Origin of the sequence: Arthrobacter globiformis, assembly GCF_003261175.1 — a bacterium.
Taxonomy (GTDB): domain Bacteria; phylum Actinomycetota; class Actinomycetes; order Actinomycetales; family Micrococcaceae; genus Arthrobacter; species Arthrobacter globiformis_A.
In genome coordinates this window covers 1-14,807 of record NZ_QLNP01000078.1, presented here as the reverse complement: position 1 = coordinate 14,807, position 14,807 = coordinate 1, and the positions used below count along the sequence as shown (strand labels likewise).

At 66.5% G+C, this 14,807-nt stretch carries 16 protein-coding genes; 14 read left to right on the top strand and 2 right to left on the bottom strand.

Features of this window, described 5'->3' with window-relative positions; genetic code table 11:
- Position 1: 1 nt before the first annotated feature.
- From DBZ45_RS12140 to DBZ45_RS12095, 10 genes are all read left to right on the top strand, one after another.
- Positions 2–877 carry a hydroxymethylglutaryl-CoA lyase gene (locus tag DBZ45_RS12140; RefSeq protein WP_111904162.1) on the top strand — a complete coding sequence of 292 codons (876 nt, stop codon included), beginning with the start codon at positions 2–4 and terminating at the stop codon, positions 875–877.
- A 73-nt stretch (positions 878–950) separates the two neighbouring features.
- Positions 951–2,315, top strand: a complete 1,365-nt coding sequence (locus DBZ45_RS12135; protein ID WP_223257042.1) for a 2-hydroxycarboxylate transporter family protein — start codon at positions 951–953, stop codon at positions 2,313–2,315.
- 12 nt (positions 2,316–2,327) lie between these two features.
- The gene (locus DBZ45_RS12130; protein ID WP_111904161.1) at positions 2,328–2,864 is read left to right on the top strand and encodes a gamma carbonic anhydrase family protein; all 537 of its coding nucleotides are present in this window, start codon (positions 2,328–2,330) and stop codon (positions 2,862–2,864) included.
- Positions 2,865–2,897: 33 nt separating this feature from the next.
- Positions 2,898–4,592 carry a thiamine pyrophosphate-binding protein gene (locus tag DBZ45_RS12125; RefSeq protein ID WP_111904160.1) on the top strand — a complete coding sequence of 565 codons (1,695 nt, stop codon included), beginning with the start codon at positions 2,898–2,900 and terminating at the stop codon, positions 4,590–4,592.
- A 22-nt stretch (positions 4,593–4,614) separates the two neighbouring features.
- Positions 4,615–5,268, top strand: coding sequence for an IclR family transcriptional regulator (locus DBZ45_RS12120; protein WP_111904159.1), 654 nt, complete (start codon positions 4,615–4,617; stop codon positions 5,266–5,268).
- A gap of 262 nt (positions 5,269–5,530) precedes the next feature.
- A complete protein-coding gene (locus DBZ45_RS12115; RefSeq protein WP_111904158.1) occupies positions 5,531–5,737 on the top strand; it encodes a hypothetical protein in 207 nt (68 codons plus the stop codon).
- A gap of 110 nt (positions 5,738–5,847) precedes the next feature.
- Positions 5,848–6,150, top strand: a complete 303-nt coding sequence (locus DBZ45_RS12110) for a DUF4193 domain-containing protein (protein WP_111904157.1) — start codon at positions 5,848–5,850, stop codon at positions 6,148–6,150.
- Positions 6,151–6,196: 46 nt separating this feature from the next.
- Complete coding sequence (locus tag DBZ45_RS12105) at positions 6,197–7,285, top strand: calcium:proton antiporter (RefSeq protein ID WP_111904156.1); 1,089 nt, start codon at positions 6,197–6,199, stop codon at positions 7,283–7,285.
- Between the two features lie 21 nt (positions 7,286–7,306).
- Entirely contained in the window at positions 7,307–7,816 is a 510-nt protein-coding gene (locus DBZ45_RS12100; protein ID WP_111904155.1) for a MarR family winged helix-turn-helix transcriptional regulator, read from the top strand.
- 146 nt (positions 7,817–7,962) lie between these two features.
- A complete protein-coding gene (locus DBZ45_RS12095) occupies positions 7,963–8,565 on the top strand; it encodes a TetR/AcrR family transcriptional regulator (protein WP_111904154.1) in 603 nt (200 codons plus the stop codon).
- Positions 8,566–8,596: 31 nt separating this feature from the next.
- Here DBZ45_RS12095 and katG read toward each other — a convergent pair whose 3' ends face one another.
- Entirely contained in the window at positions 8,597–10,891 is a 2,295-nt protein-coding gene (gene katG, locus DBZ45_RS12090) for a catalase/peroxidase HPI (protein ID WP_111904153.1), read from the bottom strand.
- Between the two features lie 162 nt (positions 10,892–11,053).
- On the opposite strand from katG, the gene DBZ45_RS12085 reads away from it, so the two are divergent.
- Positions 11,054–11,638, top strand: a complete 585-nt coding sequence (locus DBZ45_RS12085; protein WP_111904152.1) for a histidine phosphatase family protein — start codon at positions 11,054–11,056, stop codon at positions 11,636–11,638.
- Between the two features lie 123 nt (positions 11,639–11,761).
- Positions 11,762–12,475, top strand: a complete 714-nt coding sequence (locus DBZ45_RS12080) for a hypothetical protein (RefSeq protein WP_111904151.1) — start codon at positions 11,762–11,764, stop codon at positions 12,473–12,475.
- 71 nt (positions 12,476–12,546) lie between these two features.
- On the opposite strand, the gene DBZ45_RS12075 is transcribed toward DBZ45_RS12080, so the two are convergent.
- Positions 12,547–13,377, bottom strand: a complete 831-nt coding sequence (locus DBZ45_RS12075) for a DUF2382 domain-containing protein (protein ID WP_111904150.1) — start codon at positions 13,375–13,377, stop codon at positions 12,547–12,549.
- A 234-nt stretch (positions 13,378–13,611) separates the two neighbouring features.
- On the opposite strand from DBZ45_RS12075, the gene DBZ45_RS23240 reads away from it, so the two are divergent.
- Positions 13,612–14,427, top strand: a complete 816-nt coding sequence (locus tag DBZ45_RS23240) for a hypothetical protein (RefSeq protein ID WP_223257041.1) — start codon at positions 13,612–13,614, stop codon at positions 14,425–14,427.
- Positions 14,424–14,807 (top strand): phage holin family protein (locus DBZ45_RS12065; protein WP_111904149.1); only part of this gene is annotated, 384 nt, incomplete at its 3' end. The genes DBZ45_RS23240 and DBZ45_RS12065, both read left to right, overlap by 4 nt.

The window sequence follows — 14,807 nt, the reverse complement described above, 5'->3', positions numbered from 1 at the left end:
CATGAAGGTCGAAATCACTGACGTGTTTCTGCGGGACGGACTCCAGGACGAGCCTGTCATCGTTTCGACGGCGCACAAACTCGAGATCGCCGAGGCGCTCGTCGACGCCGGCCTGAAGCGCATCGAGGTCGCCTCCTTCGTGAACCCCAAGCGGGTTCCGCAGATGGCCGACGCCGCCGAGGTAGTCGCGTCGCTGCCGGCAGTTCCGGGTGTCACGTACACCAGCCTGGCGCTCAACGGCCGCGGCATTCAGCGGGCTGTCGAGGCGGGAGCCACCGACATTCAGGTGGTTACCTCCGCAAGTCAGGCGCACAGCAACGCCAACGCCGGCCAGGCCATCGAGGACGCGCTGGCCAGCCTCGGCGCGGCCGTGGCCGGGTTCCCGGAAATCCGGTTCTTCGCCGGCATCTCCACCGCCTTCACGTGCCCGTTCGAGGGCGCAATCGACCCGGCCTACCTGCTGCGCGTGGTGCGTGCGTTCATGGGCATGGGCATCACCGACGTCGGGCTGGCCGACACGCTGGGCACCACGCCCACCGAACAGGTGATGGCCAGCCTGCACCACGTCAGCGACGCCGAACCGGACCTCACGTACTACCTGCACCTGCATAACGCTCACAGCCAGGCGCTGGCCACCGCGAGCGCCGCAGTGGAGACCGGCGTCGTGCGTTTCGATGCCGCCCTCGGCGGCTACGGCGGTTGCCCGTTCGCCCCCGGGGCACACGGCAACATCGCCACGGAGGAGCTTGTCCGGCACCTCCACGACGCCGGACACCAGACCGGCATCGACGAGGACCGACTCGCCGAGGCTGTACGGCTCGCCCGCGACGTCGTCGCCCATTCCCCGGCGGCCGGCGTTCTCGATCCCGCCCGCTAAACCCTTTTCCTGCTTCAACTCCCGTCCAGAGGCCGCCGCGGCGGTCTTCCCACCAAACGTTTTGGGGACAATGATGTCTACAAATTCACGTACCACCGACCTCACCATCGAACCTACGGACCGGCCAATGCGCGAGAAGAGCCACGATCGTGTGCGGCTCAGGATCGCCAGCATTCCGGCCCCGCTCTACCTCGTCCTCGCCGGGCTGGTCCTGACAGCGGCAATCACGGGCAACCTTCCGGACACCATGGTGGTTGGCTTCGCCACCACCATCCTGCTCGGCGGGCTCTTCATCTGGATCGGCAACCTGTTCCCGGTGGTCCGCGACTTCGGGCTGCCCACAATCCTGTGCACGTTCGCTCCGGCCACGCTGGCTTTCCTCGGACTGATGCCCGGGAACCTCGTCACCGTGGTGCAGAACTTCATCGACGGACACGGATTCCTGGACTTCTTCGTCGTCGGCATCATCGCAGGCTCCATCCTCGGCATGCCCCGCGCCCTCCTGCTGAAGGCCGGCCCGCGCTTCGCGGTCCCCGTCGTGGGCTGCCTGATCGCCACCTTCGTCCTGGTCGGGCTCATCGCGGCCCTCACGGGGTTCGGATTTATCGAAGGCATCCTCTTTGTCGCCGCGCCCATCATGGCCGGCGGCCTGGGCGTCGGGGCCCTGCCCATGTCCGAGATGTACGCCTCGGCCACTGGCGGTGACTCCGCCACCTTCATGGGCGACCTGATGTCCGCCGTCGTCATGGCCAACGTTGTATGCATCCTCATCGCTGGCATCTACAACGGCCTGGGCAAGCGCAAGAAGCAGCTCTTCGTCGGCTTCAACGGCCACGGCCAGCTCATGCGGATCAAGGGCCGCTCCGACAAGCTCACCCTGCCGCCCAAGCGCGACGCCTCCTCGTTCATCGCCCTCGGCAAGGGCCTTCTCATCGCCGGCAGCCTCTTCGTCTTCGGCAACCTGATGGCCGCATTCCTCCCCGGCCTGCACCCCTACGCCTGGGCCATCATTGCGGCAGCCGCCGTCAAGATCTTCGGGCTGCTCCCCCAGGACGTGGAGGACTCCACGGCGGACTGGGGTGACCTGATCGGCGCCGTGCTGGTCCCCGCCCTCCTGGTGGGCGTCAGCCTGACCTACATCGACATCACCGATGTCCTCGCCTCGCTGAGCAACCCCCTGTTCATCCTCCTGACCATCTGCACCGTCGTCATCGCGACCCTGACCTCCGGCGTTCTCGGCTGGCTCGTGAAGTTCAACTTCGTCGAAGCCTCCATCACGCCCGGTCTGGTCATGGCGGACACCGGGGGCAGCGGCGACGTCTCCGTCCTGAGCGCGGCGAACCGCATGCACCTGATGCCGTTTGCGGCGCTCACCAACCGCCTCGGCGGGGCGCTGGTGCTCTTCGTGACGTCGCTGATCGTTCCCTTCCTCACCTAAGAAAGGTCCATCGTGACAGACAACATCCTGGCCGTCGGCGGCCGCTCCCCGCAGATCTCTGGCGACGCGTGGGTGGCGCCCACCGCCACGGTCGTCGGATCCGCCAGCATCGGCGCCGAAACGGGTATCTTTTACGGCGCCGTCATCCGGGCGGACATGGAGGACATCAGCCTTGGCGAGGGCAGCAACGTCCAGGACACCGCCGTCGTGCACGCGGACCCCGGCTACCCTGCACGCGTGGGCAGCCACGTCAGCGTGGGGCACGGCGCGGTGCTGCACGGCTGCACGGTGGGCGACGGGGCACTCGTCGGCATGAATGCCACGGTCCTGAACGGCGCCATCATCGGCGCCGGCGCCCTGGTGGCGGCCAACGCGCTGGTCCTCGAGGGCACCGAGGTGCCGCCGGGCTCGCTCGTGGCGGGCGTGCCGGCCAAGGTGCGCCGGGCCCTCACCCCGGAGGAGATCGAGCATTGCCGGCAGAACGCCGCAACGTACGCCGCACTTACGCTGAGGCACCGGGACGCCACCACCGTGGCGCATCCGGCCTGACCAGTTCCCACCCCACGAGCGCAAGGACTGCCAATGACCACCACCTCAACCACCTCCCGGCAAAGCACCGCGGCGCCCACACTTCCTGATGAGGGTCACGTCTCGGCGGCCGTCGCCGATGTCCTGGCGGAACGCGCGGGACACCTGTTCGGGCTGATGGGCAACGGCAACGCCCACCTCATCAGCCGGCTCACACGCCGCGGCTTCCCCTTCACGTCGGCGCGCCACGAGGCCGCCACCGTTGCCATGGCCGATGCCTACCATCGCGCCACCGGAGGCGTGGCGGCGGCCACCACCACCTACGGCGCCGGCTTCACCAATGCCTACACAACGCTCGCCGAAGCCCGGCTGGCCCGCATTCCGCTGGTGTTCGTCGTCGGAGATGCCCCGGCCAGGGGCCGCCGGCCGTTCGACATCGACCAGGCCAAGGCGGCCGAAGCCGCCGGCGTCACCACGCTGGTGGCGCATCCGGACAACGCCGCCGCAATAACCCACCGAGCCTTCGACCTCGCTTTGCAGACCGTCCAGCCGGTAGTCCTCGCCATTCCCTACGACCTCGCCACCGCTCCCCTGCAGGCCCCGGTGCCGCTTGAACCCCTTCCGGCCAAACCCGCGTGGCCGGCGGCAGCCGGCGATCTGGACCGGGTGGCGGAACAGCTCGCCTCGGCCCAGCGGCCGCTCATCCTGGCCGGGCGTGGCGTGCTTCTGGCCGGTGCAACAGCCCTGCTGCGGGAAGTGGGCGACCGGCTCGGCGCCCTCTTCATGACCTCCGTGATGGCCGCCAACGCGTTCCGCAGTGAGTGGGACCTCGGCATCGCCGGCGGCTTCACCCGCAGCCACCGCCTCGACGTCGCCCGCCAGGCGGACCTCATCCTGGTGGTCGGGGCAAGCCTCAACACTTTCCAGACCCGTTACGGAACACTGTTCCCGGCAGACGCCAGGATCATCCGCCTCGACAACGGACCCGACGCCGGGCAGAACGCCGGCGCCGAATACATCCGGGCGGACATCCTGCCGTTCGCTGAGGGACTGCTGGAAAGGGTGCCGGCCGCCGCATCGCGGACCTGGCGGGATGCTGTCCCCGAAGTGTCGGGACCGGATTTCCGTTCGTCCAGCCCGGTGGAGGACCCTGTCGAGTTCGGGGCGGACGGTCGGCTTAACCCGCGCGCCGTCGTCGCTGCCCTGGACCGGATCCTGCCGGCCGAACGATCCGTGGTCATGGACGGCGGGCACTTCATCGGCTGGGCGCCGATGTACCTCTCCGTCCCGGACCCGCACGCCATGGTACTGGTGGGGACCGCCTTCCAGTCCATCGGGCTCGGCTTCGGCTCTGCCGCGGGCGTCTCCGTTGCCCGCCCCGAACGCACCACGGTCCTGGTCAGCGGTGACGGCGGCGGCCTGATGGGGCTGTCCGACTTCGAGACGTTCCTCCGGGCCACCCGCAGGGGTGTCGTCGTCGTGCTCAATGACTCGGCGTACGGGGCCGAACTGCATCAGTACGCCGCAAAGGGGCTGCACAGCCAGGCGATGCTGATCGACGAAGTGGACTTTGCCGCCGTCGGACGTGCACTGGGTGCCGACGGTATCAAGGCCCACACCCTTGCCGACCTGGGGCAGCTTGAGAGCTGGCTGGCCACGCACGACGACGGCGTGTTCGTTCTGGACGTGGCGATATCGCAGAAGGTGATTGCCGAGTTCATGACGGAGTCGCTGGCCGCCAAGGGCTGAGCCCGCGTCATAAGCTGGCCACATGCCGCCTACTGAACAGAACGGAAACAACCGCACGCTGGAGCGTGCCGCCGCGATCCTAGACGCGGTGGGCCGGTCCGCTGTATCAGCCAGTGAGCTGTCCCGGCGGACCGGCCTGTCCCTGTCCACCGCACACCGGCTGGCCCTGCAGATGGTAGATTACGGCTTCCTCCGCAGGACTGAGAGCGGCACCTTCCGCCTGGGGCAGCGGTTCGTCCGCTCGGCCCTGGAGAACGCCGCCCTGCCCGTACTCCACGAACTCCGTGACACCACCGGCGAAAGTGCACAACTCTGGGTCCGGCGGGGTGACGAAAGGGTCTGCCTCCTCAGCGCGGACAGCCGGCACGAACTGCGCGCCACCCTGCCGCCGGGTTCGCGGCTCCCCCTGCCCGCTGGCTCCAGCGGCCGGCTCCTCGCCGCCGATGACGAAGTGCTGGCGGAGCTGGCTTCGGCGGGCTGGATCGAATCGGTCGGCTCCCGCACGCCCGGCCTCGGGTCCATCAGCGCACCCGTGCAGACAGAGGAAGGAATCATCGCTGCGGTCTGCCTCGCCATGCCCCTGGCCCGGGTCACCGGCTCGCCAGGCCAGGACCACGGCGCCGTCGTTGTGCAGGCAGCACGGAGGATTGCAGAGGCAGTGCGGGAAGGGGGCTAGGTTCCGAGGCTTGACAGAGATTTGACCTCAAGGTCTAATTTTCGCAGAGCACCGAACATGATGCACGCGAGACCATGCGCGTGGAGAGGCTTCCATCAGAGCCCGTGGGGGCGGTGCACCAGCGGCCTACAGGCCGCCCATGCAGGCGTCGTCCGATTGGACGCTGCGTACGCAGCGATTCCGGAGCGCTCCTTGCCGCCGATTCGCTCGCGGCCCAAAACTCTGAGCAGCCCAGTAATTTTTCAAATGCCAAAGGACATCCATGCCCAGCACCACCACCATCGACATCCATGTAGAAGACCGCCAGATCCTCGACGAAAGGCTCGATGCAGCCGTCAAGGATCTCCAGGAAGCGGCCATGCTCACCGGAACGCACGGCATCATCGTCACGCGCAACAGGCCCGGGAGCTACACCGCCACGCTTTCCGAGCAGGTTCCATTCGGCATGACCCGCGAAATTATCCTCTAAACTTTGGGGACCTTAACCCGTCCCCGGTTACCGGGAATACCTGGCGGCGCCCATTCGTTGAGTCCTGCGAAATGTGCGCCGTCCGGCGCGCAGCCGAAGGAGTAAAAACCATGGCAACTGACTACGACGCCCCTCGCGTAGCCCAAGAGGACCAGTCGGCCAACGAATCCCTGGAGGCCATCCAGTCCCGGCAGGGCGGATCCCAGACTGCCCTGCTTGATGTCGAAGAGGCCGACACCGCCGAAGGCATCGACCTTCCCGGCGCCGACCTGTCCCACGAAGAGCTGCTGATCCAGGTCGTTCCGGTGCAGGAGGACGAGTTCACCTGCATGTCCTGCTTCCTGGTCCACCACCGCAGCCAGCTCGCGCGGGAGAAGGACGGCAAGAAGTACTGCTCGGAGTGCGAGGGCTAGTTCTGGAGGACTAGTACTCCAGGGCCAGCACTGAGAAGATAGCGCTGTGCTGGCCCGGCTCCGATCGTCCTGGACCGCCGTCGTTCCCGTCGTCGGCCTGATCGTGCTGGCCGTGACCTGGGGAGTTTCTCCCGGGCCGGTATTGGCCACCGCCATCGCGGCGGTACTGATGGGAGCCGTCCTAGCGGCGGTGCATCACGCCGAAGTCGTGGCTGAGCGCGTCGGCGAACCCTTCGGTTCCCTCGTGCTTGCGGTCGCCGTCACCGTCATCGAGGTGGCCCTCATCGTCACGCTGATCGCGTCCGGCGGCGAGGGAAGCCATTCGCTGGCACGGGACACTGTCTTCGCCGCCGTCATGATCACGGCCAACGGCATCGTCGGTATTGCGCTGCTGGTGGGCGCCCGCAGATACGGCATCCCTCGGTTCAACCCGGAGGGAGCGGGTGCCGCCCTGGCCGTGGTCACCACGCTGGCTACACTGACGCTGGTCCTGCCGACCTTCACGTCATCGCGGCCCGGACCTGAGTTTTCACCCCTGCAGCTGGGCTTCGCGGCCGTGGCCTCGCTGTCGCTTTACGGCGTGTTTGTGCTGACCCAGACCGTCCGCCACCGCCATTTTTTCCTTCCTGTGCTGTCACCCGGGGACGGCGACGACGACCTGCACGGCCCCACACCCACCAACCGCGCCACCTACACCAGCCTGGCGTTGCTGTGCGCGGCGCTGGTCGCCGTCGTCGGACTGGCCAAAACTGTTTCCCCGGTGATCGAAGCGGGCGTCAGCCGCGCCGGGATCCCGGAGTCCTTCGTGGGCGTGATCATCGCCCTCCTGGTCCTGCTGCCGGAGGGCCTCGCTGCTTCCCGGGCCGCCTCGCGGAACAGGATCCAGATCAGCCTTAACCTGGCCTACGGCTCGGCTATAGCCAGCATCGGCCTGACGATTCCCGCCATCGCCATCGCCAGCATCTGGCTTCCTGGACCGCTGACGCTGGGGCTTGGCGGCACGCAGATAGTCCTGTTCCTGCTGACTGTCATCGTGGGAACACTCACGGTTGTGCCCGGCCGCGCCACCCGGCTGCAGGGAGCGATCCACCTGGTGCTGTTCGCCGCGTTCCTCTTCCTCGCCATGTTCCCGTAGGCACTTCGATATCATGGCTTCATGACTTCCTCTTCAGGGAGCGACGAAGACCTCCTGCTCGAGCGGCAGCTCTGCTTCGCGCTGGCCGTCGCTTCGCGCACCGTCATCGGCGCCTACCGGCCCGTGTTGCAGGAGCTGAACCTGACCCACCCGCAGTACCTGGTGATGCTCGCGCTGTGGGAGAAGAGCCCGCGTTCCGTCAAGGAAATCAGCGACACCCTTCTCCTGGTCCCGGCCACCCTGTCGCCGCTGCTCAAGCGGCTCGAAGCCTTGGGATATGTGACCCGCCGCCGCGTTCCCGGCGATGAACGCTCCCTCGCCGTCGGCCTGACCCCCGAAGGAACCGCTCTCCGCGGCAAGGCGTTAGGCGTGCCCGGCACCATGCTCGCCAAGCTCGGCCTCACCCGCGCCCAGGCCGAAAACATCCACGTGGCCATGACGCAGCTCATCGAATCAGCCCAGACGGACCACACGCCCGTTGACCCCAACGTGGAAGCAGACTCCAACCTGGAAGACGAAGCAACGGCCTAGGCGGGGCTCGCCGCCGGAGTTTTTGTGCAGATGATGGGCGCCAAACGGCCCGCAAGCCGCGATACGTGGACAAAAAACTCCGAACTTCGACGACCGCCGGCCCTCCCCGGCCGAAATGTGGCACCGAAAAGGTAGAATTTCCTGGCATGAGGACAGTCGCAGATAAGCTTGAGAATCCTGATGATGTCCGTACCCGTATTGTGGTCGCCGCTTACGACTTGTTTTCCCACCGGGGAATCCGTGATGTCGGCGTCGATGAGCTGATCCGTGTATCAGGCGTCGCCAAGGCGACATTTTACCGGCATTTCCCGTCGAAGGACGACGTGGCGTTGGCTTTTTTGAAGCGCCGCGACGAGCTGTGGATGCTCGGGTCCGTGGTCCCGGAAGCCCGAAGCAGGGCCGATAACCCTGAGGACCAGTTGCTGGCCATCTTCGATGTTTATGACGAGTGGTTCCGGGACGATGATTTCGAAGCGTGTTCCTTTGTGAAGGTGCTGCTGGAAATGGGGGCAACGCATCCCCTGGGGCAGGCGAGCATCGAGTACCTGGGCCGGATCCGGCAACAGGTGCGGCTCCTCGCCGACGAAGCAGGCCTGGAGGACTCCGAGTCATTCGCCCTGTCCTGGCACATCCTCATGAAGGGCTCGATCATTGCCGCCGCCGAAGGTGACAGGGGGGCGGCTGGCCGTGCCCGGCACATGGCCAGCGGACTGATTGCCGACCACCGGCCCAAGAGCCTGCCGGAATAGGTCTTAGCCAGAGCCGAGCGCGGTCGCTGGGTCAGCGGAGGTCGAAGCGGTCGAGCTCCATGACCTTCACCCACGCCGCGACGAAGTCGTTGACGAATTTCTCCCTGGCGTCGTCGCTCGCGTAAACCTCGGCCAGCGCCCGTAGCTGGGAGTTGGAGCCGAAGACCAGGTCCACCGGGGTTGCGGTCCACTTCAGCTCGCCCGTAGCCACATCGCTGATCTCGTAGACGTTCTCCTCCGCCTCCGAAGCCTTCCAGCGGGTGCCCGGCGCGAGCAGGTTGACGAAGAAGTCGTTCGTCAGGACTTGAGGCCGGTCGGTGAGCACACCATGCGTCGAGCCGCCCACGTTGCCGCCGAGGGCCCGCATGCCGCCGATGAGCGCGGTCAGCTCCGGTGCGGAGAGATCCAGCAGGTAAGCCTTATCAAGCAGGAGGGTTTCGGGCGGAAGCTTCTCGCCGGGGCGCACGTAGTTGCGGAACCCGTCCGCCCGCGGCTGCAGGTACTGGAAGGACTCGACGTCGGTCTGGTCCTGGGAGGCGTCGGCCCGGCCCGGCCGGAACGGCACAGAAATGTTGAAGCCGGCGTCGCTCGAAGCTTTTTCCACGGCGGCGCAGCCGCCGAGGACGATCAGGTCCGCCAGCGAAACCTTGCTGCCACCGTTCCGGCCACTGTTGAACTGCTGCTGCACCCCCTCGATGGCGCGCAGCGCAGCCTCCAGCTCTGCGGGCTGGTTGACCTCCCAGCCGCGCTGGGGCTCCAGGCGGATGCGGCCGCCGTTGGCGCCGCCGCGCTTGTCGGTCTTGCGGAAGGTGGAAGCCGCGGCCCATGCCGTGGTGACGAGCTGGGAGACCGAGAGGCCCGAGTCGAGGAGCTGGGCCTTGAGGGCCGCGATGTCCTCTTCGCCGATCAGCTCGTGGTCCGCCGGCGGGATCGGGTCCTGCCAGAGCTGCGGTTCCGGGACCCAGGGTCCGAGCAGGTGCGGGCCCACCGGCCCCATGTCGCGGTGCAGCAGCTTGTACCAGGCCTTGGCGAAGGCCATCGCGAACTCGTCCGGGTTTTCCAGGAAACGGCGCCCGATTTTCTCGTAGGCCGGATCGAAGCGCAGAGACAGGTCCGTCGTCAGCATGGTCGGCCGGTGCTTCTTCTCCGGATCGTGCGCATCCGGGATGATCTGCGGGGCGTCCTTGGCCACCCACTGGTTGGCGCCCGCCGGGCTCTTGGTGAGCTCCCACTCGTACTCGAACAGGATCTCCAGGAAGCGGTTGCTCCACTCCGTCGGCCGGTCGGTCCAGGTGACCTCGAGCCCGGAGGTGATGGTGTCGCCTCCCTTGCCGCTGCCGTGCGTGCTGATCCAGCCCAGACCCTGTTCCTCCAGGTTCGCGGCCTCGGGCTCGGGGCCCACGTGCGCATCGGCATCACCGGCGCCGTGGGTCTTGCCGAACGTATGCCCGCCGGCGATCAGTGCGAAGGTCTCCTCGTCGTTCATCGCCATCCGTTTGAAGGTCTCGCGGATGAATTCTGCAGCAAGCTTGGGATCCGGGTTGCCCATCGGACCCTCGGGATTGACGTAGATCAGGCCCATCTCGGTGGAGCCGACGTCCTCCGCCATGCTGCCCTCGCCGATGTAGCGCTCGTCGCCCAGCCAGGTGTCCTCGGGTCCCCAGAAGATCTGCTCGGGCTCCCACACATCCTCACGTCCGAAGGCGAACCCGAAGGTCTTGAAGCCCATTGACTCCAGGGCGACGTTGCCCGCGAGGACCAGCAGGTCGGCCCACGAGACCTTCTGGCCGTACTTCTGCTTCACCGGCCACAGCAGCCGCCGGGCCTTGTCCAGGTTCGCGTTATCCGGCCAGCTGTTCAGGGGGGCGAAGCGCTGGCTGCCCTCCCCCGCACCGCCGCGGCCATCGTGGACGCGGTAGGTGCCGGCAGCGTGCCAGCTCAGCCTGATCATCAGGCCGCCGTAGTGGCCGAAATCCGCCGGCCACCAGTCCTGCGAAGTGGTCAGGACCTCAACGATGTCCTGCTTCAGCGCCTCGACGTCGAGTTTCTGGAACTCCTCCCGGTAACTGAAGCCGGGGGCGAGCGGGTTGCCTGCCGGGTGGTTCGCATGGAGCACCGAGAGATCAAGTTGGTTTGGCCACCAGTCCGCGTTCGTCCGCGGCCGGTGCGCCTTCGGCTGCGGCGAGTCGATCGCCGGGTTCTCGCTCTCGCTGCCGTGCGAGGTCGCGCTGTCATGGGCAACCGGACAGCCACCTTCAACCTTGCGGTCCAGACCTTGGGCACTTCCCGGCGTGGGAACCGGAGGATGGTCCTGGCGATCGGTCATGTGCTTCCTTCCATATGGCCGAGGCCGCGGTCGGACTCGGGCAGCCGGTCTAACCCTCCTATTTGACCATGGGCGGGTGGCGCGGTGAGAGCCCCTCTGCCCTCAAACTCCTGTACGGCGCGGAGGGGAAAGGTCCTGCCCCTCTCGGGCACAATGGAAGGCATGACCCTCACGACTTTCGCCCTCATCCGCCATGGCCAGACAGACTGGAATGCGCAGCGCCGGCTGCAGGGATCCAGCGATATTCCGCTGAACGACGTCGGCCGCGGCCAGGCGCGCGACGCCGTCGCCGTTTTGTCCGGGCAGGCGTGGGACACGGTGGTGTCCTCACCGCTGAGCCGTGCTGCGGAAACCGCAGACCTGATCGCCGCCGGCCTCGGCCTCAGGGTGGCCCGGCATGTGCCGGAGCTCGCCGAGCGCAGCTTCGGGCCCGCGGAGGGTCTGCAGGCAGGCCCGGAACTGGAGGCACTGCGCATCCCCGGCGGCTTCCGCGGGGCGGAAAGCGACGACGAAGCGGGCTCCCGGGGCCTGGCCGCCCTGGAGGCGCTGGCCGAGGAGTTCCGCGGACGCCGCGTTTTGGTCGTCGCCCACGGCACGCTCCTCCGCCTGACCCTGAGCCGTGCCATCGGGAGCACCCTGGCAAGCATCGACAACGCGGTACTCAACCTCGCCCACCACCACACCGTCGACGGCTGGGAGCTCGAGTACTTCAACGGCGAGCGGGTAGTGGAGGCGGCCCGCAGCTAGGAAAATTGCTGCTGTCTCTGTCCCCGGGGGCCCGACAGGACTACCTTTCTCCTATGGGCCGGGTGAGCAAAGGCGCTCTGGACCGGCAAAGAGTTTCTACTCAACGAGGAGTGGGGCCGGGATATGAAGCCACGAACCATAATTGTGGGGATCATCGTTTTGCTGCTGGTCGCTGGCGGGGCGGCATTCCTTTACTTCAACAATTTGAGAAGCCAGGCCGCCGACTACAACCCGCAGATTACGCCGGCGGATTTCACAACGAAAATAACCAATAAGTACTTCGCACTTCCGGTCGGCAAGAAAATGACCTACGAGGCCGGCGGCGAAAGGGTTCAAATTGAGATCCTGCCGGAGACGAGGGTCATTGAGGGCGTCGAAACCGTCATCTATCTGGACAGGGTATTCAAGGGCGGGCAGCTCGTCGAGGAGACCAGGGACTACCTGGCACAGCACAAGAACGGCGATGTGTGGTATTTCGGCGAGGACGTGGACAACTACAAGGACGGCAAACTGCAGGATCATGCCGGCAGCTTCATCCACGGGCAGGATGGGGCAAAGGCCGGCATCTGGATGAAGGCCGAACAGCGCGTGGGCGACACCTACCGGCAGGAGTACTACCTGGGGCATGCGGAAGATATGCGCGACACCATCGCCACAGGCCAGACCGTCACAACGAAGATGGGCACCTACAAGGACTGCGTGAAGGTGGACGACTGGACGCCGCTGGAGTCCAACTCGCGGGAGCACAAGTACTACTGCCCTGAGGTCAGCTCGCTGGTCCTGGTCGAGGAACCAGGCGGCAAACGCTCAGAACTCACGAACATTAACCTGCCCTAGGGGGAAGCAGCGTGAGAGCCAGGGCCGGCATCCGGCCCTGGCTTTCACGGTTTCCTGCTACGTGTTATCTGCTACTGCCGCGCGTCGTCGATGCCGTCGGTTTCGATGTGTTCCTTTCGGACCTCTTCCTCGACGGTGACTTCATCGGTGACCGTCTCCTTGTCGAGGCGGACCCGCTCGACCGGTACGGTTTCCTTCTCGATCACGGGGCGCTCCTCGTGGAGGGTCACCTCGTGCTCCTCCTCGCTGATGTCCGGCCCTGACAAGGCGGCACCGCGGTTGGCCTCCGTGATGGGTTCGCGCTCGATCCGGACCTCTTCGCGCTGGACCGGGACAGTCTTGGTGACGTTCTCCGTGGTCACGTACTTACGAAGCCTGGCCCGCCCGGCGGCCTGCGTTTCCGTGCCGACGTTCAGGCGCTCCTCCGAGCGGGTCATGGCGTCATCCGTGGTGGGCCCGGACGTGTCACGTCCAACCGTCCCGGTGGCGTCAGCCGTCCCGGTCCGGGTGTCGCTGTATGCGGCACTGCCCGTATCGGCATACCCTGCGTCTCCTCGGGTTCCCGTACCCCCGTAGTTCTGGTGGTCGTCGAGGCCATAGTGGCCGAAGAGCCGGTCCTCTTCCGACGGCTCAAGGTGGCCGTCCGTGTCCACCCTGGGCGCGTCCTTGACCTGGTCCTTGGTGTAGGGAACCACAACGTCGCTGCCTTCAAGACGTGCGCCCTGCAACGGGACAAAGGACTCGGAGGTGCCGAACAGTCCGGTCTTGACCGTGACCCAGGTCGGCTGGCCATCCGTGTCGTTGGCATAGACCTGGCCCACTGACCCGATCTTGTCCCCGTCCGCGGAAAGAACGTTTCCGTTGCCCTGCAGCAGGTCATCAATGTGTTCCGTGGTGAGCATGAAGTCTCCTTGGATCTTAGATGCTTGGGGTTCGCAGCGCCTCCCTGCAGGACGCTGCACCCCCATACGATAAGCATGCTTAGCAGTGCATTGGCAAGTATGCTTATCAATTTTCTGCATTATGGCGTGCGGCCTTGCGGAGGAAATAGCAAGTGTGCTTACTATTTCCGGGTAATCAGGATTGCTGCCGATCCAGCACCGCTGGTTCTTCATCCTCAAGGAAAGAGAGCAACGATGACCGAGAACGCATACGGCACTGGCGTGCCCGCTCCCGGCCTGGGCACCACCGGCGCGGGCACCATCGACTACACAGGCACCGCCGACGACTACCGGGGCGACGCCTCGAAGAAGGACGTGGCCAAGGATGAGGCCGCGAATGTTGCGGGGCAGGCTGCCGGCGCTGCCCAGAACGTGGCCGGCACTGCGAAGGCGGAGGCGAAGAACGTCGCGCATGAGGCGAAGAACAGCGCCAAGGACCTGCTGCACCAGGCGAAGTCGGACCTGACCAGCCAGGCGGGCACGCAGCAGACGAAGGCCGCCGAGGGCATCCGCACCATCTCCTCGCAGTTGCGCACCATGGCCGACGCGCCGGACCAGCAGGGCGTGGCCTCGGACCTGATCCGGCAGGCCGCGGACCGCTCCGAGTCGGTGGCCTCGTGGCTGGACAACCGGGACCCGGGCTCACTGCTGGACGAAGTGAAGTCCTTCGCCCGCCAGCGCCCCGGCACCTTCCTGCTCCTGGCAGCCGGCGCGGGCCTGCTTGCCGGGCGCCTGGGCCGCAGCCTGCAGGCCGGTCCCCCCGCGACGGGAACCGCAGCTGGCACCGCTTCGCCGCGACCGGGCCGGCCCGCCGCAACGGAGAACACCGTCACGGCCGGAGTACGCGACCCCTTCTTTGACCAGGCCAGCCTCGGCGAACCCGCCTTCGGGGAGCCGAGCATCTCGGGCACGGGACCCGCTTCCACGCAGTCACTTCCGACCGGTTCGTCGGCAGGGGCACTGCGGGACATTGACGATCCCTACGTTGAGGGTGGGGGTCGTCCCCTGTGAGCAGCCAGATACCTGATCTCCCTCCCACGGAGGCGCACGCGAAGGCCGACACCACTTCCCTCGGTGACCTCCTCGGCGAGGTCACCCGGGACCTGTCCACCCTGATCCGGCAGGAAATCGAACTCGCCAAAGCCGAACTCAGACAGTCCGGGACCCGCGCCGGCAAAGGCGGCGGCATGCTCGCCGGCGCCGGCGTCGCCGGGCACTTCGTGCTCCTGTTCCTCTCCATCGCCCTCTGGTACGCCCTCGGCGAACTCATGGGCCTGGGCTGGTCCGCCGTCGTCGTCGCCGTCCTCTGGGGCATCATCGCCGCGATCCTCGCCTCCATCGGACGCAAGGAACTCAAAGCCATCAAGGGCATGCCCCAGACCATGGAGACA